This window comes from Vibrio sp. 10N.222.49.C12, assembly GCF_041475025.1.
GTDB lineage: Bacteria > Pseudomonadota > Gammaproteobacteria > Enterobacterales > Vibrionaceae > Vibrio > Vibrio crassostreae_C.
The window spans coordinates 22,300-45,851 of record NZ_JBFRVF010000055.1; the positions used below are offsets into that span (position 1 = coordinate 22,300).

The following is a 23,552-nucleotide window of genomic DNA, read 5'->3' on the forward strand; positions in this document are numbered from 1 at the left end:
CGGCTAAATATTGAACGAATAGCTGTGATTTGTTCATCGAGGTTTAATTCAAAATTGCATTAGTCTGAGCCTTATTAATTTTGCTATTACACATTTCAAATTCTCATGTATGATGTGCGCCCATAATTGTATGACAAATGTGTAATCTTACTCCTGTATGAATAAAGCTGTTAACCACGCCATTTTGCTTTTGGTGCTCGCAAACCTACTTGCGTCTTTTTCAGACGTATCATTGAAGATACTGAATGGCGAAGTCCCTACGTTCCAGTACGTGTTTATCCGTCAGCTATTGAGCGTGATCTTGTTGCTTCCATTTTGGTTAAAGTTACCGAGAGAGACGCGTATGAAAGGCGGTTGCCGAATCAACTTCTTAAGGGCTCAATTTATCTTAGTGGGGAGTGGCTGCGCGATGATCGCCATTACACACCTTACTTTGGCGACAGCAAACGCGATGTTCTACGTTGGACCAATCCTTATGCTGCCTTTGTCGATCGTGCTGTTGAAAGAAAGGCCGACATCTTCAAAAGTGATCGCGACCCTGATTGGTTTTGTGGGCGTATTAATCGTGTTACGCCCTGAACAATTTCATTGGGCGGCGATTGCTGGGCTAGGCAGTGCGCTTGCGATGGGCGTGGGTAATATCTTGATTAAACGCTTGAATGCAGAGCAACACATCATCTCAACTCTGTTCTGGACCAGCATTATGACTCTGCCACTTGCACTGGCATTAGCGCTGCCAACTTGGTCTGCGCTCGAATGGCGTCATGTTGGTTGGATCATGGCAATCAACTTGTTCGTACTTGGATACCATGCGCTTGTGGTGGTGGCTTACAAAAAAGCACCGGCCAACCAGATTGCGCTCGCCGAATATTCTGGGTTGGTGTTCGTAACATTGTTTGGTGTTATGTGGTTCGATGAGATTCCAGACATCCTGACGCTGGTGGGCATTAGTCTCATCGTTATTCCAATGATGCCGATTAAATGGAAGAAGGTTTTCAAGTGGAGAGACCGAGCCGCTTTAGAAGTTGAGGTTACTCCGCCTAAACCATAGCGGCTTGTCTCTCAGTCATTCTGGATTCCAAATAAACCACATCAGGGAAGGTCGTCTAAACTTAGGGTTTGTATCGCTTCAAAATACGACAATTTGGGCTCTAAAAACGTTCTCGAAATAAATGCAAATTAGTGCTTTACCTCAACTTAACTTGAGGTATTAGGATGTGCAACGTTGCTTACGAGAATACTTTAAGGAGAGAAGAATGATCCAACTTGAACATGTGAATTTAGTCGTCAAGGACATCCCTGAAATGCTGACTTTCTATAAAGCGGCGTTTCCACACTGGTACGTTCGTGATGAAGGAAAAGGTGAATGGTCAGGCAAGCCACGTAACTGGCTGCATTTTGGCGACGAGTACCAATACATCGCATTGAGTGATCACGGTGAGGGTGAAAACAGAGATTTGGCAGGGCACTCTGTTGGCCTCGCGCACTTCGCTTATGTGACCAATAATATCGAAAGCGTCACTCAACGTCTTATCGATGCGGGTTTCCCGATTGCTAAACCTGGCGCTGAAGAACCTTATCGAAAAAATGTCTACTTTGTGGATCCGGCAGGCTTTGAAATCGAGTTCGTTGAATACCTAAGTGATGACCCTAAGTTACGAAATGCCACGAGTTAGTTACGTAATACGCCGCTTTGTTAAAGTTGGTTAGCTGAATGAAAGCGCGCTAGAGAGCATTTATAGAAAAGGGCATTGTGGAATAATCCGCAATGCCCTTTTTAGGTCTATGCAATAGCTGATTATTTAGCTGATGTTTAGCTCAGTTGTTGGGTTGTTTATTTAGCCTTAAAAGGCACCAACAGTTGTTTGCCAAACACATTAATCAGCGCGCCAGTCACAATCAGGCCACCGCCTAGATAAGTCCAAACCGATGGAATTTCATTAAAGATCCACACGCCTAACAGTGCCGAGAAGACGATCTGGACGTATGAGTAAGCCGAAGCTTTACCCGCCGCTTGAGTCTGCATCGCTTTGGTCAAACCGTATTGGCCTATCTGAGTGAAAATACCGACTAACACGAGCATCACGGTTAAGAATAGACTTGGCCATACAAAGTCGTTCCAAATAAGGACTGTCGATATTGGCAGAGCAACCAGTGGGAAGTAGAAGATGATGACAGAGCTGTCTTCCGTCTGGCTCAGCTTTCTCACAATCACATAAGCAATTGAGCTACCAAACGCACCACATAACGCCACCATAATGCTGAATAGCGGTAACTCGCTGCTCGCGCCACTGTTCATACTTGGTTGTACCATCACTAATAGCCCAGCTAGGCAGAACGCAATGCAGATCATGGTCGATTTTTGGACGCGTTCTTTCAGAAATAACACGCCAAGTAGGGCGGTAAATACAGGATGAACGTATTGTAGAATGGTCGCTTCGGCTAATGGCAAAGTGGTCACAGCGTAGTAAACACACATCAAGGCTGCTGTACCAACTGCGCCTCGAACAAACAACAAAGGTTTGTTATTTCCCCAGATCGAAATGCCTTTTCGCTTAACGTCGATATAACTGATGATCAAAGACACCAAAGCCCTTGCTGCAACAATTTCGAATACAGGAATGCCATAATTGCTGATGTATTTCACACAAGCTGACATCAGTGCGAATCCAAAAGCGGAGAGGATCATGAATCGAACCCCAACAGGGATTTGTGAAAAAGAGAAAGAAGACATAAAAATATCAATCGGTTGAGGGAACAGGAATCATAACTTAGTTTAGAAGAGCCGACCAAAGTCTTTGTCCTGTTCTATTACACCAAACCATTGATATTGCTGTGCGAGTACTTTCAGCAACTCGATCTCTTTTGTTGTCTCTTCTCTAAGCCATTCAATAAGGTCGTTGATGATAGGCGTGTGACTACGCTGGTGCATGAAGTAAGTCCAAGCACTGTGTTGGATTTTTGCATTTCTAGGGCAGTACAAGAAGCCTCGTTGGAGATCTTGTTGAACTAACAACAGATCCGTGACCGTAACCCCTTCACCGGATAGACAGGCACTGAGCGCCATATCTAAAGACAAGAAGCTGGTATTTCTGACAGGTTTCTTTGGTGGGAATTCAACATCGGCCAGCCACACTTTCCAGTCGTGATGATCTAAGGTTGGATGCAGCCTTGGCAAGGTTAAGATTGAATCAAGGTCGGTGTCTTTGGTGGTTAAACTAGTAGAGCAAACCGGCGCCATGAACTCTTCACGCAAGAAGGTAATGTCAGGTGCCTTGTCATAGCGTTTTTTGAAACGCGTGTGGAAGATCAGTAGATCATACTCACTACTATTAATCGATTCGTCTTCCTCAATCACAGGAACAATGACGATCTCATGATCTTGATAACGCTCGTTTAATTCCCGAACTTTGGAGATCAATACTCGCGTCGCGAAACTCAGAGTCGCTTTGATCACGATACGCTTCTGCTTGGGCTCACTCCAAGAGGCGATAACAGCTTCGATATTACCGTAGCTTTCTCGCAAAGCCACATACAAATCATGACCTTGTACCGTTAATTCTATGGCTCGATGCTTACGAATAACCAGTGATGCGTTTAACTCATCTTCAAGCTGTTTGATCTGTCGGCTGATCGCACTTTGTGTCACATGCAGCTCTTCGGCAGCCAGAGTAAAGCTCATCAGCCTTGCGGCAGCTTCAAAGGCTTTTAAGCCATTATGTGATGATGGCAAGCTAGGATATGGGGTCATAATTCGTTCGCATGAGTTTATGGAATGTTAGAGTCGCAAATTTATCAATTGAACGCCAGCCTCATCGATCGTATTTTGGGCGAAATTAACTGAGGCGCTCATGAAAAAAATACTCACTCTTGCATTCCCTTTGATCATTTCACAGCTGATCTCTATGGCTTTAGTCCTTACTGATGTTTGGATGATGTCGCGTATCAGTGTGTCAGCCCTTGCGGCTGGTGGCTTAGGTGCCTCAATCTACTTTTTCATCTTCATTATTGCGAGCAGCACCGTGGGTTGTGTCGCGAATTTGATTGCGATCGCTTATGGTCAGCGAGTAGCTCGCCCTGAGTTTGGTAATACTCAAATTAGATTGGCGGTGAAAGGCGCAACCATGTTGGCATTCGTGCTCAGCGTGACCTTAATGGCCAGCTTCTGGTTTGCTCCGTTGGTATTAGAAGCAGCCAAACAGCCACCAGAAGTGATCACTTTAGCCATGGAATATGTCCATGCTTTGAAGTGGGTAATGTTGCCTTCGCTTATCTTGTTGGTACTTCGTGGCTTAACCAGTGCGTTTGGCAACGTGCGCTCCATTCTTGTGATGTCGATTATCACCGTAATTCTGAATGTGCCAGTGAGCTACTTTCTCACCTTCCAATTAGACATGGGCTTAACAGGTTTAGGGCTTGGTACGGCTATCGCGGCATTTATCGTGATGGTTGGATATACGGTTTGGGTATTTAAGCGTGACGAGTTTAAGCAGTTCGCCCCTTGGCTAAATACAGAAGAGTATTCAATCAAGTTGATGAGCCCATTGTTGTTGATGGGTCTACCTATCGGCTTGGCTGCTTTACTTGAGCATGGCTTGATTTACGGTGGCACCTTGATGGCGGGCACGATCAGTATTGCTTCTCTAGCGCTGCACCAAATCTTGCTGCAATGCTTAAGCTTTACGTGGAACTTCAACTTCGGTTTCTCGCAAGCTGCCGCAATTTTAGTAGGCCGTGATTATGGCGCGGGCAACTACGAAGGCATCAAAAGAACCTCGATTCAAAGCTTCATATTGGTGTCGGTGTTGAGTGTGGCGTTGTCGGCCGTGTTCATTATATGGCCTGAGATGATCGCTTCTATCTTCAAGTTAGACGATGGCACGGGTGCTATGACTTCACTACTGGCTTCTGTGATTTGGGTCGTTGCTTTGTGCTTTATTGTTGATGCTTGGCAGCTACTGGCGATTAACCTGCTAAGAGGCATGAAGATTGTCTCTATGCCAACCGTGATGACTGCCATCGGTTACTGGGTATTTGGCTTGCCTGCGGCTTGGTATTTGATGCCTAAGTTCGAATTGGCAGGGATTTGGGGCGGAATCGGTGTTGGCTTAGGCGTGACAGGTATTCTGCTGCTTATCCAATTGATGCGTGTCATTCAAAAGAACAACCAATCTCCAGATTTGTCGAATCATGCTTATACGTGATTTGCTTGTGATGCTCGCCTTTACCATGGAACCTTGAACGATAAACGTTGTATTGCTGACCGAGAACTATCAATTACCAACAATGACCTATAAGCCCTAAATTGCGTACTTCGTAATTTAGACCTTGGTCTTACAGAAACCGAGCTAAAAGGTGACTAGAATGATTTGAGTTGCTCACCGTTTTATCAAGGAATACACAAATGGAAGTTGGATTGTTCTGGGCTGAAAAAGGAATGTTAGTGCTTGGCGCACTGTTTGTTTTGACGAGCATGATGCAGTACGGAAGACGCAGTAGCGATTGGAAAGGCGTGATTACGATGTTCTACAAGCGTATCCCAATGAACATCGCCGAATACAAATGGTATCGCCTGGGGATCGCGTTGTTGGTATTTGCTGTGATCATACGTTTCGCATTACTGATTTTATGGCCTTCATATCAGTTCTAGTTCTCTTGCATTAGCTTTGTTGGATAGCTCTCTATCATGGCTACATAAAGCCGTTCAATGAATGAGTCAGTCGAGCCTTAATAAACCCGCTTGTTAAGGCTGCTGTTAAATATAATAGTGCTATTACTCAACAGCAAGGATTGGCTATTACCTTTGTAGCATATTGTTTTTCATGAAGAATAATGCGAAATAATAGCTTACCCACCTGTTTCATCATTCTTACTAATAATCTGCACATAAATCCATTCACCCCGTACCTGATACCATAATGTTCTGTTACACTCGGTCGAATTAGCTTTAATTTGTCAGTGGTGCATTTATGTCGTTCCCAGTTCTTATATGTGATGATTCTGCGTTAGCAAGGAAGCAGATGGCTCGGTCACTGCCTAGTTCTCTAAATGCAGATATAACTTTTGCTGTTCATGGGCTTAATGCACTTGAAGAGCTCGCTAAAAACCAATTCAAATTGATGTTCCTCGACCTAACCATGCCGGAATTAGACGGCTATGGCACATTGGAAGAGATGCAACGTTTAGGCGATACCACGCCAGTTGTCGTTGTTTCTGGTGACATACAACCAAAAGCACAACAGAAGGTGCTGGATCTTGGCGCCAAAGCATTTTTGCAAAAGCCGATCGATAAAGAAGCGCTAAAAGCCATTTTACGTGAGCATGTCGAGCCGCCAAAACAACCTCAAATCATTACCCCAACCGCTTTAGAACTGCCAATACTTCGCAGACGCGATATCTATATGGAAGTCGCGAACGTAGCGATAGGCCGTGCCGCTGATGCACTGGCTCGTCACTTTAATGTGTTTGTTCACCTACCGCTGCCGAACGTTAACATCTTCGAAGTGAGTGAATTGCACATGGCACTTCGTGACCTAGCGGATAACGACCAAGTGTCGGGTGTTTGCCAAGGCTTCAGTGGAGAAGGCATTGCAGGTGAAGCGCTAGTTTTGTTGAGTGATTCCAGTGTGAGCGATCTTAAGAAGCTCATGAAGGTGCCAACAGAAAGCGAGCAGCTAGAAGAATTAGAGTTGTTGATGGATGTATCGAACATCTTAGTCGGCTCATTCTTGAATGGGTTAGGGGAGCAGTCGGAAGTTCGTTTCTTCCAGAGCTCTCCTGTGCTGCTAGGTCAACACATCTCGATTGATTCGGTGATTGAAAATACCAGCGGCTCATTTAAAAAGACCATGACGTTCGAAGTCAGCTACAACATCGACGGCACTTCTATCCGTTGTGACCTTCTGTTTATGTTCGTTGATGAGTCTCTGCCTCTTCTAGACAACAAATTGGCCTACCTAATGGAGGAGTTTTAATATGCTGAATCTTCCTGCTGAATTTGAACAGTTCCACTGGATGGTCGACATGGTTCAAAACGTCGATATGGGGCTGGTGGTTATTAACCGTGATTTTCAGGTACAAGTCTGGAATGGTTTCATGACGCACCATAGTGGTAAGCAATCGCATGATGCGATCGGTAAGTCGATCTTTGAGTTATTCCCTGAAATTCCTGAAGAGTGGTTTAGGCTTAAAACAAAACCGGTTTATGACCTAGGCTGCCGTAGCTTCATAACGTGGCAACAAAGGCCTTATCTGTTTAAGTGCCGCAACGTGAGGCCAGTAACTCAGCAAGCCGACTTTATGTATCAGAACGTCACGCTTAACCCGATGCGTTCTCCAACGGGGCAAGTGACATCCTTGTTCTTGTCGATTCAAGATGCGACTGCTGAAGCTCTGATGTCTCAGAAAAAGGCTTGACGTACCTTAAGGTGAAAATTGAATCGCCTTATAAGAGCACTCTGAAAACCAAATAAAAATGGCCAAGGTTAATCCCCTTGGCCATTTTTGTATCTGATCCTGTAGTAATGAGTTCGAACTAAAGAAAGGCGTTCCGTGTTCGTTAACTTTAGTCGAGTTGTTGTTAGGCTCTATCAACAGCGGCTTGTATCCGCTGGGTTCTCATAAATAAGCGCATCTAACCTGCCATATTTTGTGGACTTTACCCCGCTCATCCAAGTTTCGAACGTGCTAATCGATCTTGCCTTTGTACTTTATAAATTTCAGGGCTAATGAAAGAGGGCTGAGATCGGCACTCGAAGCGAAAAAAGTCAGAAAAAAATGAAATTATTTAAGAAAAAACGCATTTTTTGATTCAAGAAAAGTGTGATTTTTATGTGATTAAAGGGCACTTTTTTCACAAATTTGCCTTATCGAAGATTTTTTCGCCGAATTTGCAAGGGAAACGTTTGCGCAATAAACCGACAGCGTTTGCGTGAATATGTTGTTAAGTTATTAATTACTATGAATTTAGTAGGAAATGACGGGCGGGAAGCTTTTACCAGATATGGAATCTTTGAGAGGATAGCACAAAAAAAAATGAAATATCAGACTTGCTGTTAGTAAATCACAGCCTATAATGCTGAAAACCGGAGCGTCTGCCAACGCTCCGGTTTTTTTGTGTCCGAAACTCAGTAAAGCGTCTGCCAACGCTTACCGAAAACGCACGACACGTAATATGATTACAGGACAAATTATCATGCGTATCGAACAAGAACTTAAGCTAGGTTTCAAAGATGTACTCTTCCGTCCGAAGCGTTCTACCCTTAAAAGCCGTTCTCAAGTTGAATTAACCCGCGATTTTACATTCAAGCATAGCGGTCGTCAATGGTCTGGTACTCCAGTAATTGCAGCGAACATGGATTCGGTAGCAAGCTTTGAAATGGCAGCTGCTCTAGCAGAGCACGGTGTTATGACTGCAGTACACAAGCACTACACAGTAGAGCAGTGGGCTGAGTTCGCAAAAACAGCAGACAAGAAAACGCTGAACAACGTATTTGTTTCAACAGGTACTTCTGAAGCTGAGTTTGAGAAAACTAAGCAAATCATGGCGCTGAGCGACGAATTCGTATTTATCTGTATTGATATCGCTAACGGCTACTCAGAGCACCTAGTTGAGTATGTACAAAAAGTACGTGCTGAATTCCCGACTAAAGTTATCTCTGCTGGTAACGTTGTAACGGGTGACATGGTTGAAGAGCTAATCCTAGCTGGCGCAGACATCGTTAAGGTTGGTATCGGCCCTGGTTCTGTTTGTACTACACGTGTTAAAACAGGCGTAGGTTACCCTCAACTTTCTGCAATCATCGAGTGTGGCGACGCAGCACACGGCCTTGGCGGCATGATCATCGGTGACGGTGGCTGTTCATGTGCGGGTGACGTATCTAAAGCGTTCGGCGGCGGTGCTGACTTCGTAATGCTAGGCGGTATGCTAGCAGGTCACTCTGAGTCAGGCGGCGAAGTTGTAGAGCAAGACGGTAAGCAATTCATGAAGTTCTATGGAATGTCGTCACAGTCGGCTATGGACAAGCACTCAGGTGGTGTTGCTAAGTACCGTGCTGCTGAAGGTAAAACTGTTTTACTTCCGTTCCGTGGCTCTGTTCACAACACAATTTCTGACATCCTTGGTGGTGTACGTTCAACTTGTACATACGTAGGTGCAGCAAAGCTTAAAGAGCTAACTAAGCGTACGACTTTCATCCGTGTACAAGAGCAAGAGAACAACGTATTCGGTAAAGAGTAATCTGAACGAGTTCGAATAGTTTGAAAATCAAGAGCCGCTAAAGCGGCTCTTTTTATAAAAGAGTGAGTTATTATCAGTGAAAGGGATAATAACTACGATGTTTTATCTTACCTTATAACAAGGAAATCGCTTCGAACTAACCAGTAGGCTATACAAGAACTTAATCTAGAAAGTTAGGTTTATATTGTAAGATATCAGATCTCTTCTTGTGTGTTTTTTAGTAGTGCAATGAATTTTTCAGCTGTTTGACTTAGTATCAAGTTGAGCTCTTCAGCTGAGCTTACGTCAGCTATATTGTCATCTAAATCATCCATAATTCGTTCTGCGTCGTCCTTTAATTGGGTGTTTACAGAGACCAGCCATATGAAGCTATCTCGAATTTTGTTTGTTTCTTCTAAGCCATAGCTTTCCCAAAAGTCATCAATATCTTGCCCATTTGCCCTGAACAACTGTGGTGCTTCATCTATAAAAGTAACGAAATGTTTTAGGCAGTTTGGGTAAATCACTTCTCTAAGCCAAAAAAGGTCATGGATAGACTCTTTCTTTTGTTTTTTTGTGAGTTTGTGAGTGTGCACAGAAGACAATACTGAGATTAGAACAGCAAAGCCTGCGAAGACAGTTTCAAGTGAAATTCCGTCATCATCTGAAGCCTTACCTTCTAATTTGAGTGTTATCGTAGAATCTTTCTTATCGACGTCGAAGTATGAATTTGATGGTTCAGCGAAAGCATAATGGCTGAGGCAGATTAAGAATAAACATAGCAAACGACTCATATCAATACCTAAAGAGCTCTAGCGGTCGTAATACTACGACGAATAGCTCTAGTGCATTCATTCTTGCTCTTCTCATTGAGGTCCGTTGTGTCTAGTCGGGCCATTAACTCTTCAATGTCGATCGATGAGCTTAGTTCTTGAAGCTCATTACTCATCAAACCAAGAAAGTATGAACTAGTTATCAACTGCTCTTGTCTTGCTACAAATTTGTAGCCATCAGCAAGTTTTATGCCAAGTAATTTATGCGCACGTTCGCCATTCTTTCTACCTGAAAGTAATTTCCCTTCAATCTTTGTGAAATCAATTTTTTGTTCAGACATATGTCATTCCTGCAGATTATCTAATGGAACAGTACTACCATTTAGTGGAATCCTAATATTAATCATGACCCCTGGGAAATGATTCTTATCCATTGTTCTTACGCATTTAGAACTTGGTGGGAATTTCAAAGATTGTTCCTCATTTAAAGGAATGTGTACATCTTCGCTTCCATCTTCATTTGCGGTTGTCTTGGAAGAGAGCTTCCCATCAAAATGGATTAAAGTAGAGCCAGAAATAATATTCATCATAGCTCGATCTTTATGGTTTCCATTACCTCTAAGTTCAGTATAGGCTTTATATATTAATTCAAATGTCTCAATTAATCGAACGGTTCCTTGCCCTCTGGTTGGTTCCTCGTCTTTTTTTGAACTTATATTTCCTTGTAACGCAGCTACAGTTGTTAGGGCGTCGGAATCGAATGTAGCACTATGCCTATCTACGTAATCTTGCGCTAGCTTCTTGGCTGCGCTGGTTGTAGGTAGTTCATTGAATGTTTCGGCAATTGAGTGACCAATGTTCATGACCATGAGTTCAAAATACCTTTGGCTCTCGTGGCTACAGTTTAAATAGCTTCTGACGTACCAATTAGGAGCCGTTCGGTGACAGTGTTCTTCCGCATTGTCTAATACTTCAGCTAAACACATCTGTAATTCAGCTTGTACATCATCGTGCATCTTCAAAGCCAGAACTTTTAAGCCATCACAAAAGCTATCAATGCACTCTTCAGCGACGTTTGTTTTTGCATCATCCGCTGTAGCACTAGCAGACTCAAATTTGTTGCTTTCGTTTCTGTATACAAATGAACCTTTGGATGTAGTTAAAGGTTCACCCGCTAGTATTTTTGCATGATTAAGCTCTGCGACGATTCCTGCTTCATGGATTAGCTCATGAGTAGCAATTTGTTCACTAATTGTTCCTTTCAATTGTAAAGGATGTTTCCCTTGTGCTCTAGCTCTGCATAAGTCAGTTGCAAGAATACCGAGTAAAGCTTCGCTTGCCATACAGGTGTTTTGTGATTTGTGAGAAAATTGAATCCTTTTGACGTGCTTTGAAGTTGCAGCAAAAAATAGCTCACTTAAGCCAGAAAAAACGTTTTCAGGATTATTATAGATGTCAAAGTTCTTTGGGACAGGGAATTTATATGTCCCGGATCTACACGATTTTTTACTCAAGGCTTTGCGTTCTAGATGTAGTTTATTGAACTCCTTCGCAATTTTTGCCCCTTGGATATCTGCAACGTGAGAAACAGGTTTTGAAGTCTCATGTGTATTGGAAGTTACATTATCGTTGTTAGGTTGATAGTTTTTCTTAGTTCTTAAATGTCTTTTCCAACGATGTCTTTGTGTCGTTAAACTTGGTGTTGCAGTTAGTCTCATATCACCGTCTTCTACTTTGTTTGTATGTCGTTTGTAAGCTAAGAGGTTAACTTACCAATTCTTTCTGTTATCAACGAAACTTCACATACAAGACCCCCCCTTCGTTATCGGTAGTTATATCAGAGCACTGAAACTGAAAGTCTACTTTGGGTCTAGTAAGTCGCGTAAAGAAAGCTGGTTATCGTATTGATACCAACCACGCACAGGTTAGTTTAAAGGCTCGTTTTAAAGCCTATGAAATATTTAATGATATGTAGAATATCATTATGATCTCATATCAAGTAGCTCTAAATCTGTATTTTATGATTTACAACAGTTACTTACGGTTTTTAGAATACTTATTACACATACGGGGCGATTGAATCAGGATGGAAGTTTTTGAGTCTGGACGGATAGGGCGGTTACTGATGATTAATCAAGTTGCAGGAACGGCCCAGCAGATTACTACTGAGCCTTGTTATCAGACTTTACTTCTTCTACTTCGCATAATTCGAAGGAAACAGTGCTCGTTTCGCTTCTTCATCACGTTCGGTTTTAAACTCAATGCCTTTGCCGATTTCGCGAGCGCGCAGTGCGGCAGGGCGGGCGTTGATTGCGTTAAACCAACGCTTCAAGTTCGGGTAAGGTTCTAGGCCTTCTTCACCAAGCACGAAAGGTGCTTTGTCAATCCAACCCCATGCCGCGACATCGACAATGGTGTACTCATTTCCGACGAAAAACTCACGACCCTCCATGTGTTTCTCTAACACTTCGTAGTGACGTTGTGCTTCGCGTAGATAACGATTTACCGCGTAATCTAAGCCTGCTGGCGCAGCATGACGGAAGTGTACCGATTGGCCAGAGTATGGACCAAGTCCGCTGGCGATAAACATCATCCAAGATAATAGTTCAGCTCTGTCTTCTGGCTGACCAGCTAGCTTGCCTGTTTTCTCAGATAGGTAGAGCAGGATAGCGTTAGAGTCGAATACACGTTGTCCATCATCTTCAATCGCGGGCGTTTTGCCGTTTGGATTGATCAAACGATATTCCGGTGTGTGTTGCTCGCCTTTTAAGGTATCGACAGGAACAAGTTCAAAATCTAGGCCTGTCTCTTCTAGAAACAGAGCGATCTTCATTGGGTTGGGTGTTTGGTGAAAATAGAACTTAAGCATGGGGTAACTCCTTGTATTGGTGATTCATTAAACCATCACTTGAACGATCGTTCAATAAATGATTTTTGAATTTTCTGTGAATTGACTGATTTGATATCACACTCTGTGCCTTTGAACTTGGCTGTGTAAACGTGAATTAGCGTCGACTGGTAGGGGAATCGCGTTTTAAGTTGCTGAAATAATGAACATAAACGCACGTTTAGAAATAAGACAGAGCTTCGAAACTTACGGGTTTAGATGGAATAGGGATGTGGGATTCGAAGTTAAATATTCCAAAGTCATCAAGGGAGCTCCTCATAGCTCGAAGCTATCTGGATATTTGAGCTTACTCTGGCGCATAAAATCGTGATCTGCAGCCACACCTTATGCAACAAATGATTATTAACCTTGGAGAGTAAGGTTTGGTTCACGGTTTTTTAATCTTGGGGGCTTACATTGGTGAGCAAATCTGATGTGAACACTTAACGACACAGGATCTTTCCATGAAAAAGAACATTATCGCCCTCGCTCTTGGTGGCATGCTCGCTTTTGGCGCAACACCTTATTCTTTTGCCGCTAACGATGGCGCAGTGCAGGCTTCTGCGGATTACGCGCAGTTGGTGACTAAGCGACAAGTTGTCGACCAATTACTTCTTGATGCGTTGCAGGCGTTTAAGTCTCCGGCAAGAATTTCTCACGCGGGCTTCACGGCTAAAATGCCAAGCAACATGGAAATTGTGACTAACCGATTGTTAGAAGCGTACCAGCTAGAACCTTACCGTACTGACTTGTTGATTTCGGCGGCTAACGCTCAGATCTACAACAAGAATGCAGAGCGCGCTATTGAGTTGTTTGAACAAGCACTGACGGTTGCGCCAGACGATGTCGACTTGCACGCATATCTTGCGGTTTGGCAGCGATTTGAAGGCAATGACAGTGAATCCAACAAGCACATGGAGAAACTGGAAAGCCTGAACAAAGGTAAAGCAGAAGACATCAAACGTATTTTTGCAACGGTCGACCGCGTGTTAGAAACACCGCTTAAAGAGTCTGCAGATAAGGGACTGTTGAGCGACCACGGTGCCATCGTCACTTTGGGTTACGCGCTTAACCCTGATGGTTCTATGCATGAGATCTTGATTGAACGTCTTGAAACCACATTAGCAATGTCGAAAGCGAACCCTGATGCGATGATCGTGTTGACGGGCGGAGTGCCAAAGAATCATAAGACTGAAGGCAAGTTAATGGCGGATTGGCTTATCTCAAAAGGGGTAAGCAAAGACCGCATCATTGAAGAGAACTACGCGACTAGCACGGTAGGCAACGCCTTGTTCAGTAGCTATGCGCTTGCTCGTCATGATATTAAACATGCGACCATTATCAGCTCGGCAAGCCATGTTCGTCGTGGTCAAACTCTGTTTGAGATCGCGAGCTGGCAAACGGGCCCTCAGGGCATTACCTTCGATACGGTCTCTTACCCAGATAAGCCGCTAGAAGATCTTAAGAAGGCGAGTGATGGTGAGCTACTAGGTATCTACCGAGATGCGCTTAGAACCTATGGTATGTGGAGCTACCGCTCTTACCCATTAGAGTCTCGCTAGGCTTAGGGTTACTTCACAGTAGGCAAAGTATAAGTTGCTAGTACAATCGAGCACAGCTAGATGGTATGCTGTGCTCCTACTTAATTTAGTGTTTCAAAGGCAAAAAAATGAACCCGATTTTAGCAATGTTGAAAGAGAACAATATTAGCGACGAGCAGATCAGCGAGCTATTCAAGACGTTGACCGAGAACCCTCTTGCAGCAATGGCGACGATCAGCCAACTTGGCTTACCACAAGATAAACTTCAAATGCTGATGGGCCAGGTAATGCAAAACCCTGCGCTAATCAAAGAAGCAGTTGAAGAGCTTGGCCTAGATTTTTCTAAGGTTGAAGCGGCTAAAGAGCAACTTCAAAAATAAGTGAATTTGAATGAGCTAATATCGAATTAGCTTAATCCACATTCAATAAAAAGGTCGTTTAAGTTCAGCAACAGGCTGTCTTAACGGCCTTTTTTGATCTTGGTGGCGATTTTTTATTTTGATTTGAGTGCTTTCAATCATCCTCTCCGACCCTATACATACCGACCATTCCAACACAATTGACAGCAACCTTGCCAAATATGCGCGACTACTGACAATTTACTTACTAGACTTAATTAACCTATGTGCGACCTGATATGTGCACCTTGATGAACAGAGTTTTTGGATGAAGACAGCCCTAAATAATAGGGCTAGCCGATTTGGGCCATAAGCGTGGTTTGTCTATGAGTTACATTAAGGAAAAGAATAAGAGGGCAACAAACTAAGCCCTTTATTGAGCAGTGATTTATAGGAAATGAGTTATGAAGTATTTAAAGGAAACCGCTTTAGCGAGCCTTGTGCTGGCTGGGCTTGTTGGTTGTGGCGGTGATTCAGGTTCATCAAGCAGCACAACACCCATTACCTTCAGCGTGAGTGATGCGCCCATTGATGATGTTAAAGACGTCACCGTGACATTCAGTAAGGTCGTTTTACTTCCTCAAGGGGGAGGTTCGCCACTGATTTATGATGTGTATAAAACGGACGAAAACGGCGACTACGTTGATGAAAATGGCGATCCATTGCCAGATGGTGAGGACCCGATTCCATTAAGTGTGAATTTGCTAGATTACCAAGGCAGCGAGGCTCTTCCTTTGATTGAAAATGAGGTCATTCCGGTAGGCAGCTATAAGTTGTGTGTGTTTGCCAATGATGGGGATCATCCAACAGATCCATCTTACGTGATAGAAAATGATGATACGAATCGTGAGTTAACGGTGAAAGGTAATGGCGCGTGCCCGCAAGGTGTGGGTAAAGAAGATAATGCTGGCGTGCTTTACTTTAATGATTCATTTAATGTGAATCAACAGAGTAATGATTTTGTTGTCGAGTTCGATCTTCGACGCGGCCTAAAGAACAGTTCGACTTTCCCTGATTACACTATTCAAAGAACGTCTGTGAGCCTTATCAATACGGTTGAGACAGGAAACATTGAAGGTACTGTTGCTCTTTCTACTTATGACATTTGTAACGGTGGTGACAATACATTCGTTCAGTCGGTGTACTTGTATGAAGGTAATGTCGACAAAGCTGACATGGCTCCGATTGGCGGCAGTGATGAAGTGAAACCGATCACTTCAGCATCAGTGGCAATGAATGAAGCACAGTCTAACTATGAGTTCTCTCTGGGCTTCATTGATCCAGGTACTTACTCATTGGGTTATACCTGTACTGCGCAGTACGACAGTGATGAAGACAATGCAGCGCCACTAGCCGCTGGGTTCACAATATTCGAAGCTCAAAATGGCGTACTAGTAACTGTTGGTCAAGACAGCCAAGTGTCATTCTAACCTTTATGTGAATTACGTTTTTTTAACCAAAACGGCCTCTTATTTGGAGGCCGTTTTTGATCATGTCACTTAGCTAGCATGAATTTGATGCGCATTGAGTGTGACTCTAGGGAAGTGATGATGTAACGTTGTATCTCTTACTTTAACCTAGCGAAATGTACTCCGGCGTTGCTCATGAAATCTAGCCTAAGCATTCGATCTTACACCAAGCAATTTAATACTCATGCCCATGATGGCTACCATCAACTCGTGCTGCCTATTCAAGGGAGTATTAGTATTGAAATGGTGGGATATGTCGGCAAGGTGGCCGTGGGCGAATGCGTGGTGATTCCGGTAACCACAGCGCATGCGTTTAAGGCGGATGAAGCAGCGCGGTTTATTGTCGCAGATATGGCAGAGTTACCGCAGCACTTGTTAGAGCATGAGCTCTCGGTGTTTACTATCACGCCACCCTTAATGAGCTTCTTGCTGTTTGTTGAAAAGCAGTTGGAATACCAAGTGGACAGTGGCATTGAATCATCCATCTTGGATGTGTTTTCACTGTTATTAGAGCAACAAAAAGTCAGCAAGAGCATCGACCCTCGTATTCGAGCGGTCCAAAGGCTCATTGCGGATAATTACGCCCAGCCTCTCTCTATTTCTCAGCTTGCAGAAACGGCTTGCTTGAGCCCCACTCAATTTAAGAAGCGCTTTAAAGAGTGCATTGGAATCAGTGCGCTTAAGTACATCACTCGCTATCGTATGGAGAAAGCTCAAGCCTTGCTTAGCCATACCGATTTACCCGTTCAATTGGTCGCAGAAAATGTGGGTTATAGTGACTTGTCTGCATTCAGTCGACGCTTCTCTCAGCACTTTGGCATGTCTCCAAGGGCGTTTTTGGGCTCGATGAAAGAGAGTCTTCCAAAACAAGAATAGCGTCCTTTTGGCAAACTCAACTTAGTATATGTTCACTATTATCTATTTCAGAAATGAAAATAGACTAGGTAATAGAAATGAATCTTGCCATCAATCGCGTTAACGAATTCCAAACGGGCACTTTAGCCATCGTGTTTGCTTCTGTTTTATGGGGCACGACAGGCACCGCCGCAAGCTTTGCGCCTGATCTCAGCCCATTAGCGATTGGTGCTTTTTCAATGGGCGTCGGCGGCTTAATGCAAGCAGTCTTGGCGTATCGAAAGATCTTATCTTCACTTGATAAGCTTTTGCTCAACAAAAAGTTGTTAGCGGCGAGTGCGCTGGCTTTGGCGATCTATCCTCTGGCTTTTTACTCTTCGATGAAGTTATCGGGTGTCGCAATGGGCACAGTGGTGTCGATAGCTACTGCTCCTTTCTTTTCTGCACTTTTAGAGTGTCTTATTAGCAAAAAGAATAATATCAACAAACGTTGGTTAACGAGCTTTGCCATTGGCGTGGTTGGTATTGGGCTACTGGTATTTTCAGAATCATCATCAGCGAATGATTCTGGTGACGATCTGAAGCTTTTGGGCATTGGATTAGGGTTGATTGCTGGGTTGTGTTACGCCATTTATTCATGGGCGACAAAAGCTCTGATAGACGAAGGCATTAAGTCGCAAGCAGCGATGGGCAGCATATTTGGGCTAGGAGCGATGTTGCTACTGCCAACGCTTTGGTTTACGGGGGATAACTTGTTCGCATCGAATACCAATATATTGGTGGTGAGTTACTTGGTGTTACTTCCTCAATGTTTAGGCTATATCGCTTTCAGTTTTGGGCTACGCCATGTCACAGCGAGTAGCGCCAACTTGATTACCTTACTTGAGCCAGTCGTTGCCGCCGTGTTGGCCGTGTGTATTGTGGGTGAGCTTATTCCATTGGTTGGATGGCTAGGTATGTTCTTGATAGTGATGTGTTTATTCATCCAATCTCAGCCAACTAAAAAGCCATTATAAGTATTTGTTAAAACGGGATTAATTGAATTAAATTCATGCGTGATTCTTATAATTGAATAAAATGAGTATCTCAGTTGCGAGAGTGCTGTTACTATCGTTATCAATAGTCGGGGGGCATATACCTTAGTTGGTGTTTGCTGAGATCGTTATTCGAGACCCGTTGAACCTGATTCAGTTAACACTGGCGTAGGGAACTATGATTACTTTGCCTACGTGGTTCAACAATGATCTCTCATTGCTTTCACCTCCACACTCTCTTTGCGGCCAAAGTTCGGTTCTCTTACGTCTTTTAGACAGTAGGAGCGACCATGACACAGCATTCCAATTCTCAAGTATCACCTAACAGCACTCAAACACCAGAAAACCAATCTTCTTCGATCAATACTCCGATTGTTTTGACCATTGCGGGTTCTGACAGTGGTGGTGGCGCGGGCATTCAAGCTGATATTAAAGCCATGTCTGCAACGGGTAGCTTCGCTTGTTCGGTAATTACCGCGATTACATCTCAGAACACCCAAGGCGTGTCCGCTATATTTCCAATCCCACTAGAGCATGTCGCTAGTCAGTTAGATGCAGTGTTTACCGATTTGAATATCGTGGCGGTAAAAGTCGGCATGTTGGCGGATTCGCAAATCATCAAAGTCGTCGCGGACAAAATCAAACAATACCAACCTAAACACCTAGTGATTGACCCTGTCATGGTGGCGACAAGTGGCGACCTTCTTTTAGAAAACTCGGCGATCACCACGCTAAAACAAGAACTGATTCCGCTCGCAGACATCATTACGCCTAACTTGCCGGAAGGCGCAGCACTAACGGGCAAAGCTGTGCCTGAAAGCGAAGCCGAAATGCAGGATATGATTGAAGACCTGCGTGCACTAGGTGCTAAAGCCGTTCTTCTCAAAGGCGGTCATTTAGAGAAGGATGAGAACAGTAACGACTTACTGATTCTGCCAACCACGTCTGCTTTGATTAGTGCGAAGCGTTTTCCTACCAAAAACACCCACGGTACGGGTTGTACGCTTTCATCTGCTATTGCTTCTTTCTTAGCGCAAGGCAATACGCTGTCAGAGGCTGTCGACCTAGGCAAACAATACATCTCGCGCGCGATTGCTCACGCTGATGAGTTGCAAGTTGGCCAAGGCCAAGGTCATGGCCCTGTAAATCACTTCTTCGCTGGACACGGTAATGTCCGTTAATACGGTTGGTGTTCAGCTCAGCAATGCCTCTTTACGTTATAACGACAGTGAGCACGCAACCTTGTCTGGGTTGTCGCTTAGCTTAAGCGCAGGTAAGTGGACGGTATTGCTAGGTCGAAGTGGCTGCGGGAAAACCACGGTATTGCGTTATCTGGCAGGCTTGTTGGACGACAAGGTGGAGTGGCAGGGAACATTGACAACCTCTGATGAATTGCCTTTAACGGATCGCATCGCTTACATGGCGCAGCAGGATTTGTTACTGCCGTGGCTGTCGGTTATCGACAATGTATGTCTGAGTCATTGTTTTCAAAATTCAGCTTCTGACAAAGCAGTGCAAACCAATCAAGCACTCGAGTTGCTCGCTGCGGTTGGTTTGGCTGATTATGCGAATGCGATGCCGGATCAGTTGTCTGGTGGTATGCGTCAACGTGTCGCTTTGGCTCGAACTTTAATGCAAGACAAGCCAGTGGTGCTGATGGATGAGCCGTTCTCTGCGCTGGATGCGGTAACGAGACACAAACTACAGAGCTTAGCGTGTGAGCTGTTGAGAGATAAAACCGTTGTGTTGATCACCCATGACCCACAAGAAGCGGTGCGTTTGGCGGACAATTTGTATGTGTTGCAAGGCACACCGGCGAACGCTCAGTCTTTATCTGTGCCTCTCACTGCCACACCAAGAGTGTTAGATGGTGAATGTGCTGAGTTACAACAAGCGATCTTAGATCAGTTGGAGCGTGATTATGAATGATCTAACGCGAAGCGAAACTGTGGCTCATTCAACTAACGCACAGACTACCACTGCACGCCCTCGTCAGATGAATCCTGTTGTTCGTTTGCTTATCAGCAGTGCTGTGATTCTCGGTTTATGGCAGTTAGTTGTGGTTGTCTTCGAGATGCCGAGCTTCATTTTGCCAGCGCCTGCAGAAGTCTTTTTAAAGCTGATTGAACGTTACGATGTGTTACTCAAACACACATGGGTGACTGCGCAAGAGGTCCTACTTGGCTTGTTACTCGGATTGTCTATGGGGCTATTTTTCGCTCTGCAGATGTTGATGTTTGATCCGTTAAAACGTTGGTTATTGCCTATCTTAATTGCCAGCCAAGCTATCCCTGTATTTGCGATCGCGCCAGTATTGATGCTGTGGCTTGGTTATGGCATCGCCTCAAAAGTGGTGATGGCGGCGATCATTATCTTCTTCCCAGTAACCACTTGTTGTTACGACGGTCTGCGCAATACACCGACAGGCTATCTCGATCTTGCCAAAACGATGGGTGCATCGAAATGGCAACTGCTCCGCCATATCCAACTTCCTGCTGCACTGCCAACCTTAGCGTCTGGCATTCGTGTAGCGGTGGTGATTGCGCCAATTGGTGCCGTAGTCGGGGAATGGGTTGGTTCGAGTGAAGGGTTAGGTTACCTAATGCTGCAGGCCAACGCGCGCATGATCATTGATGAGATGTTTGCTGCCTTGTTCATCTTGGCGGTGCTGTCTATCTCGCTCTACTTCATCATAGACAAGTTACTCAAAAAAGCTATCCCTTGGGAGAACCAGTAATGGCTTGCTCAATAACACTTTGTTTAATAAGGCTTCGCTCAACGCTATTTATCTCAACAATAGCTCGTTAAGAATGAGCTCTATAAACACAATAATAATATTCAAAAGGAAAGGTTAACTATGAAAAATACCAAATTGGTAGGTGCAGTGGCACTGCTTGCTTCGTTAGTTTCAGGTCATGCTCTAGCGGACTCTGAACAAAAGAAACTGACATTGATGTTGGATTGGTTTGTAAACCCGAACCACGGCCCGATTGTGATTGCTCAAGAGCGTGGTTACTTTGCTGACCAAGGCTTAGAGGTTGAAATCCAAGAACCAGCAGACCCAAGTACGCCAGCAAAATTGGTCGCGGCAGGTAAGGTCGATTTAGCGGTAACTTACCAACCAAGTTTAACCATGGATGTGGCAGCGGGTCTTCCTTTAGTTCGTGCATCAACCCTTATCGCGACGCCACTGAACACACTAATGGTACTGGATAACGGCAAGAACGATTCGCTAGCGGATCTGAAAGGCAAGAAGATCGGTATTGCGATTGCGGGTAACGAAGAAGCGACTATCGGCACTATGTTAGCGCAAGAAAATGTTGCATTTACAGATGTGCAAACCATCAATGTCGGTTGGGCACTTTCATCTTCATTGGCATCGGGCAAGGTAGACGCAATCTGGGGTGGCTTACGGAACTTCGAAACCAACCAGTTAGCACTTGAAGGTTTTAAAGCGAAAGCATTCTTCCCAGAAGAGCACGGCGTACCCGCTTACGACGAGCTTATCTTTGTTGCGAACGCAAAGCAGCACGATGATGAAGCGATCAAAGCGTTCAACAAAGCATTGGAACAAGCAACGACTTACATTGTGAACCACCCCCAAGAGTCATGGAGTGAGTTTGTGGCGTATTCACCAGATACGTTGAATAACGAGCTTAACCAACGCGCATGGAGCGACACGCTGACTCGTTTTGCACTTCGTCCTTCTGCTGTAGATATGAAGCGTTACGACGATTACGCACAGTTCATGTTTGACAAAGGCATTATCAAATCACTACCGAAAGCCGCTGACTACGTACCGACTTTTGACTAAGGAATCTCATGAAATACCAAGACTTAATCCAAGCCTGTCAACAAGATTGGCAAGACTACACAGAGCATGATTTTGTTAAAACGCTAGCAAACGGCACGCTCGCTCAACCATGTTTTCTGCATTATCTGAAGCAAGATTTTCTGTTCTTAAAACAGTATGCTCGCGCTTATGCATTGGCGATTTACAAGGCAAAAACACTGGCTGATATGCGTCGTGCACTGCCAAGTGTTCATGCTTTATTAGATTCTGAAATCTCTCACCATGTGACTTACTGTGGTCAGTGGGGGTTAACCGAATCTGACCTAGAAAACGAACCGGAAGATTTCGGTACGGTGGCTTACACGCGCTACGTTCTGGATGCAGGCATGACGGGTGATCTTGTTGACTTATATGCTGCACTGGCTCCGTGTTCCATTGGTTACGCTGTGATTGGTAAAGCGCTTTTAGAAAGCAGCGATACCGTATTAGAAGGCAACCCATACGCAAGTTGGCTGCAACTGTATGGCAGTGAAGAGTTCCAGTCTGGCGTAGCAACGGGCGCGGAATACTTCAATCAGTTGCTTGCTGAAATTGATATCAACAGCGAACGCGGTCAGAACATCGTTCATATCTTCAAAACCGCAACGCGTATGGAAGTGGCTTTTTGGCAGCAAGGGCTGAACGCTCTTGATGATTCAACAGCGGCTTAAAAGCGACTTTCACGAATAAGGATTTACCCATGCTTACTGAACAAATTATTCAATCGCTACGCGCAGTACGAGAGCAAAAACCACTGGTTGTGAACATCACTAACTATGTAGTGATGAACAACACGGCCAACGCGTTATTGGCGATTGGCGCTTCGCCTATTATGGCGCACTCGCAACAAGAACTGGCAGAGATGATGTCTTTCTCTGGTGCTTTGGTGATTAACATCGGCACGCTCGACAGTGTTTGGACGCCAAGAATGTGTTTTGCTGTTGAGCAAGCGAACGCGAACAACAAGGTTGTGGTTCTTGACCCTGTGGGTTGTGGGGCAAGTACGTTGCGTACCGAGACTTCTCGTGAAATTGCACGCTTAGCCGATAAGTTGATCATTCGTGGTAACGCGTCTGAGATTATCGCGTTAGCGGGCGAACAAGCGCAGAGCAAAGGCGTTGATGCGCTTGATAGCAGTGATGCTGCGTTAGGTGCTGCACAGTGCTTAGTGGCTGAATACGGTGCAAATGTGGTGATATCTGGTGAGACAGATTACGTTGTCACCAAAGACAGCGTGGTGACGTTAAACAATGGACACCAAATGATGCCGTATGTGACGGGTATGGGGTGTACTTTAACTGCATTGACGGGTGCTTTCGCGGCTGTTGGTGATGACAGTGGTTTGGCGGCAGCAGCGGTATTAGGTGTGGTTGGTGAAATCGCAGCTGAAAACTCACGCGGCCCGGGTAGCCTGCAAATGAACTTGCTTGATGAGTTGTACCAGTTAGATGAAGAGACTCTGGTTCAACGTTTGAAGGTTCAGTAGATTCAATCTAGATCTGCATTCGTAGCTTATTAAAAAGCCCTCAACACATATGTGTTGAGG

Annotated in this window: 23 protein-coding genes, 1 pseudogene and 1 riboswitch; of the genes and pseudogenes, 18 read left to right on the plus strand and 6 right to left on the minus strand. The window is 44.5% G+C overall.

Annotated features, from left to right (window positions below):
- Positions 1-157: 157 nt before the first annotated feature.
- A complete protein-coding gene (locus AB4583_RS16130; RefSeq protein WP_017065985.1) occupies positions 158-1,051 on the plus strand; it encodes a DMT family transporter in 894 nt (297 codons plus the stop codon).
- 205 nt (positions 1,052-1,256) lie between these two features.
- On the plus strand, positions 1,257-1,676 hold the full coding sequence (locus AB4583_RS16135) for a VOC family protein (protein WP_017065925.1): 420 nt from the start codon (positions 1,257-1,259) through the stop codon (positions 1,674-1,676).
- Positions 1,677-1,834: 158 nt separating this feature from the next.
- Here the strand turns inward: AB4583_RS16135 and AB4583_RS16140 are convergent, their stop codons facing one another.
- Positions 1,835-2,734 (minus strand): DMT family transporter, encoded by a 900-nt coding sequence (locus AB4583_RS16140; RefSeq protein WP_017068434.1) that lies wholly within the window; start codon positions 2,732-2,734, stop codon positions 1,835-1,837.
- A gap of 42 nt (positions 2,735-2,776) precedes the next feature.
- Positions 2,777-3,751: a LysR family transcriptional regulator gene (locus AB4583_RS16145; protein WP_017068435.1), complete on the minus strand. Its 975-nt coding sequence runs from the start codon at positions 3,749-3,751 to the stop codon at positions 2,777-2,779.
- Between the two features lie 100 nt (positions 3,752-3,851).
- Here AB4583_RS16145 and AB4583_RS16150 point away from each other — a divergent pair, with 100 nt between their 5' ends.
- From AB4583_RS16150 to AB4583_RS16170, 5 genes are all read left to right on the plus strand, one after another.
- On the plus strand, positions 3,852-5,204 hold the full coding sequence (locus AB4583_RS16150) for an MATE family efflux transporter (protein WP_372118294.1): 1,353 nt from the start codon (positions 3,852-3,854) through the stop codon (positions 5,202-5,204).
- Positions 5,205-5,404: 200 nt separating this feature from the next.
- Positions 5,405-5,650: a hypothetical protein gene (locus AB4583_RS16155; protein WP_010430578.1), complete on the plus strand. Its 246-nt coding sequence runs from the start codon at positions 5,405-5,407 to the stop codon at positions 5,648-5,650.
- A gap of 319 nt (positions 5,651-5,969) precedes the next feature.
- A complete protein-coding gene (locus AB4583_RS16160; RefSeq protein WP_029236531.1) occupies positions 5,970-6,974 on the plus strand; it encodes a response regulator in 1,005 nt (334 codons plus the stop codon).
- 1 nt (position 6,975) lies between these two features.
- A complete protein-coding gene (locus tag AB4583_RS16165) occupies positions 6,976-7,416 on the plus strand; it encodes a PAS domain-containing protein (RefSeq protein WP_017062430.1) in 441 nt (146 codons plus the stop codon).
- Positions 7,417-8,194: 778 nt separating this feature from the next.
- Complete coding sequence (locus AB4583_RS16170) at positions 8,195-9,238, plus strand: GMP reductase (RefSeq protein ID WP_017062429.1); 1,044 nt, start codon at positions 8,195-8,197, stop codon at positions 9,236-9,238.
- 194 nt (positions 9,239-9,432) lie between these two features.
- Here the strand turns inward: AB4583_RS16170 and AB4583_RS16175 are convergent, their stop codons facing one another.
- From AB4583_RS16175 to AB4583_RS16190, 4 genes are all read right to left on the minus strand, one after another.
- Complete coding sequence (locus tag AB4583_RS16175; protein ID WP_017064396.1) at positions 9,433-10,011, minus strand: hypothetical protein; 579 nt, start codon at positions 10,009-10,011, stop codon at positions 9,433-9,435.
- An 8-nt stretch (positions 10,012-10,019) separates the two neighbouring features.
- Positions 10,020-10,331: a hypothetical protein gene (locus AB4583_RS16180; protein ID WP_017064397.1), complete on the minus strand. Its 312-nt coding sequence runs from the start codon at positions 10,329-10,331 to the stop codon at positions 10,020-10,022.
- Between the two features lie 3 nt (positions 10,332-10,334).
- Positions 10,335-11,708 carry a hypothetical protein gene (locus tag AB4583_RS16185; protein WP_372118297.1) on the minus strand — a complete coding sequence of 458 codons (1,374 nt, stop codon included), beginning with the start codon at positions 11,706-11,708 and terminating at the stop codon, positions 10,335-10,337.
- Positions 11,709-12,184: 476 nt separating this feature from the next.
- Positions 12,185-12,859 (minus strand): glutathione S-transferase family protein, encoded by a 675-nt coding sequence (locus tag AB4583_RS16190; protein ID WP_372118300.1) that lies wholly within the window; start codon positions 12,857-12,859, stop codon positions 12,185-12,187.
- A gap of 482 nt (positions 12,860-13,341) precedes the next feature.
- Between AB4583_RS16190 and AB4583_RS16195 the strand changes: the two genes are divergently transcribed.
- From AB4583_RS16195 to thiM, 11 genes and pseudogenes are all read left to right on the plus strand, one after another.
- Positions 13,342-14,439 carry an ElyC/SanA/YdcF family protein gene (locus AB4583_RS16195; protein ID WP_372118303.1) on the plus strand — a complete coding sequence of 366 codons (1,098 nt, stop codon included), beginning with the start codon at positions 13,342-13,344 and terminating at the stop codon, positions 14,437-14,439.
- A 107-nt stretch (positions 14,440-14,546) separates the two neighbouring features.
- Positions 14,547-14,798, plus strand: a complete 252-nt coding sequence (locus AB4583_RS16200) for a DUF2999 family protein (RefSeq protein ID WP_004731647.1) — start codon at positions 14,547-14,549, stop codon at positions 14,796-14,798.
- Between the two features lie 422 nt (positions 14,799-15,220).
- The gene (locus AB4583_RS16205) at positions 15,221-16,246 is read left to right on the plus strand and encodes a DUF4382 domain-containing protein (protein ID WP_372118306.1); all 1,026 of its coding nucleotides are present in this window, start codon (positions 15,221-15,223) and stop codon (positions 16,244-16,246) included.
- 174 nt (positions 16,247-16,420) lie between these two features.
- Positions 16,421-17,161: an AraC family transcriptional regulator gene (locus tag AB4583_RS16210; RefSeq protein ID WP_017061918.1), complete on the plus strand. Its 741-nt coding sequence runs from the start codon at positions 16,421-16,423 to the stop codon at positions 17,159-17,161.
- 77 nt (positions 17,162-17,238) lie between these two features.
- Complete coding sequence (locus tag AB4583_RS16215) at positions 17,239-18,156, plus strand: DMT family transporter (protein WP_017061917.1); 918 nt, start codon at positions 17,239-17,241, stop codon at positions 18,154-18,156.
- Between the two features lie 98 nt (positions 18,157-18,254).
- Positions 18,255-18,366: riboswitch (TPP riboswitch) on the plus strand.
- A gap of 98 nt (positions 18,367-18,464) precedes the next feature.
- On the plus strand, positions 18,465-19,355 hold the full coding sequence (gene thiD / locus AB4583_RS16220; RefSeq protein WP_372118310.1) for a bifunctional hydroxymethylpyrimidine kinase/phosphomethylpyrimidine kinase: 891 nt from the start codon (positions 18,465-18,467) through the stop codon (positions 19,353-19,355).
- Positions 19,345-20,103, plus strand: coding sequence for an ABC transporter ATP-binding protein (locus AB4583_RS16225; protein ID WP_372106345.1), 759 nt, complete (start codon positions 19,345-19,347; stop codon positions 20,101-20,103). The genes thiD and AB4583_RS16225 overlap by 11 nt, the downstream gene beginning before the upstream one ends.
- Positions 20,104-20,176: 73 nt before the next feature.
- Positions 20,177-20,911: pseudogene (locus tag AB4583_RS16230) on the plus strand (ABC transporter permease); the annotation flags it as partial.
- 120 nt (positions 20,912-21,031) lie between these two features.
- On the plus strand, positions 21,032-21,988 hold the full coding sequence (locus tag AB4583_RS16235; protein ID WP_372118314.1) for an ABC transporter substrate-binding protein: 957 nt from the start codon (positions 21,032-21,034) through the stop codon (positions 21,986-21,988).
- 8 nt (positions 21,989-21,996) lie between these two features.
- Positions 21,997-22,677: a thiaminase II gene (gene tenA / locus AB4583_RS16240; protein ID WP_017061912.1), complete on the plus strand. Its 681-nt coding sequence runs from the start codon at positions 21,997-21,999 to the stop codon at positions 22,675-22,677.
- Between the two features lie 29 nt (positions 22,678-22,706).
- On the plus strand, positions 22,707-23,492 hold the full coding sequence (gene thiM, locus AB4583_RS16245) for a hydroxyethylthiazole kinase (protein WP_372118317.1): 786 nt from the start codon (positions 22,707-22,709) through the stop codon (positions 23,490-23,492).
- The last annotated feature ends 60 nt before the right edge of the window (positions 23,493-23,552 follow it).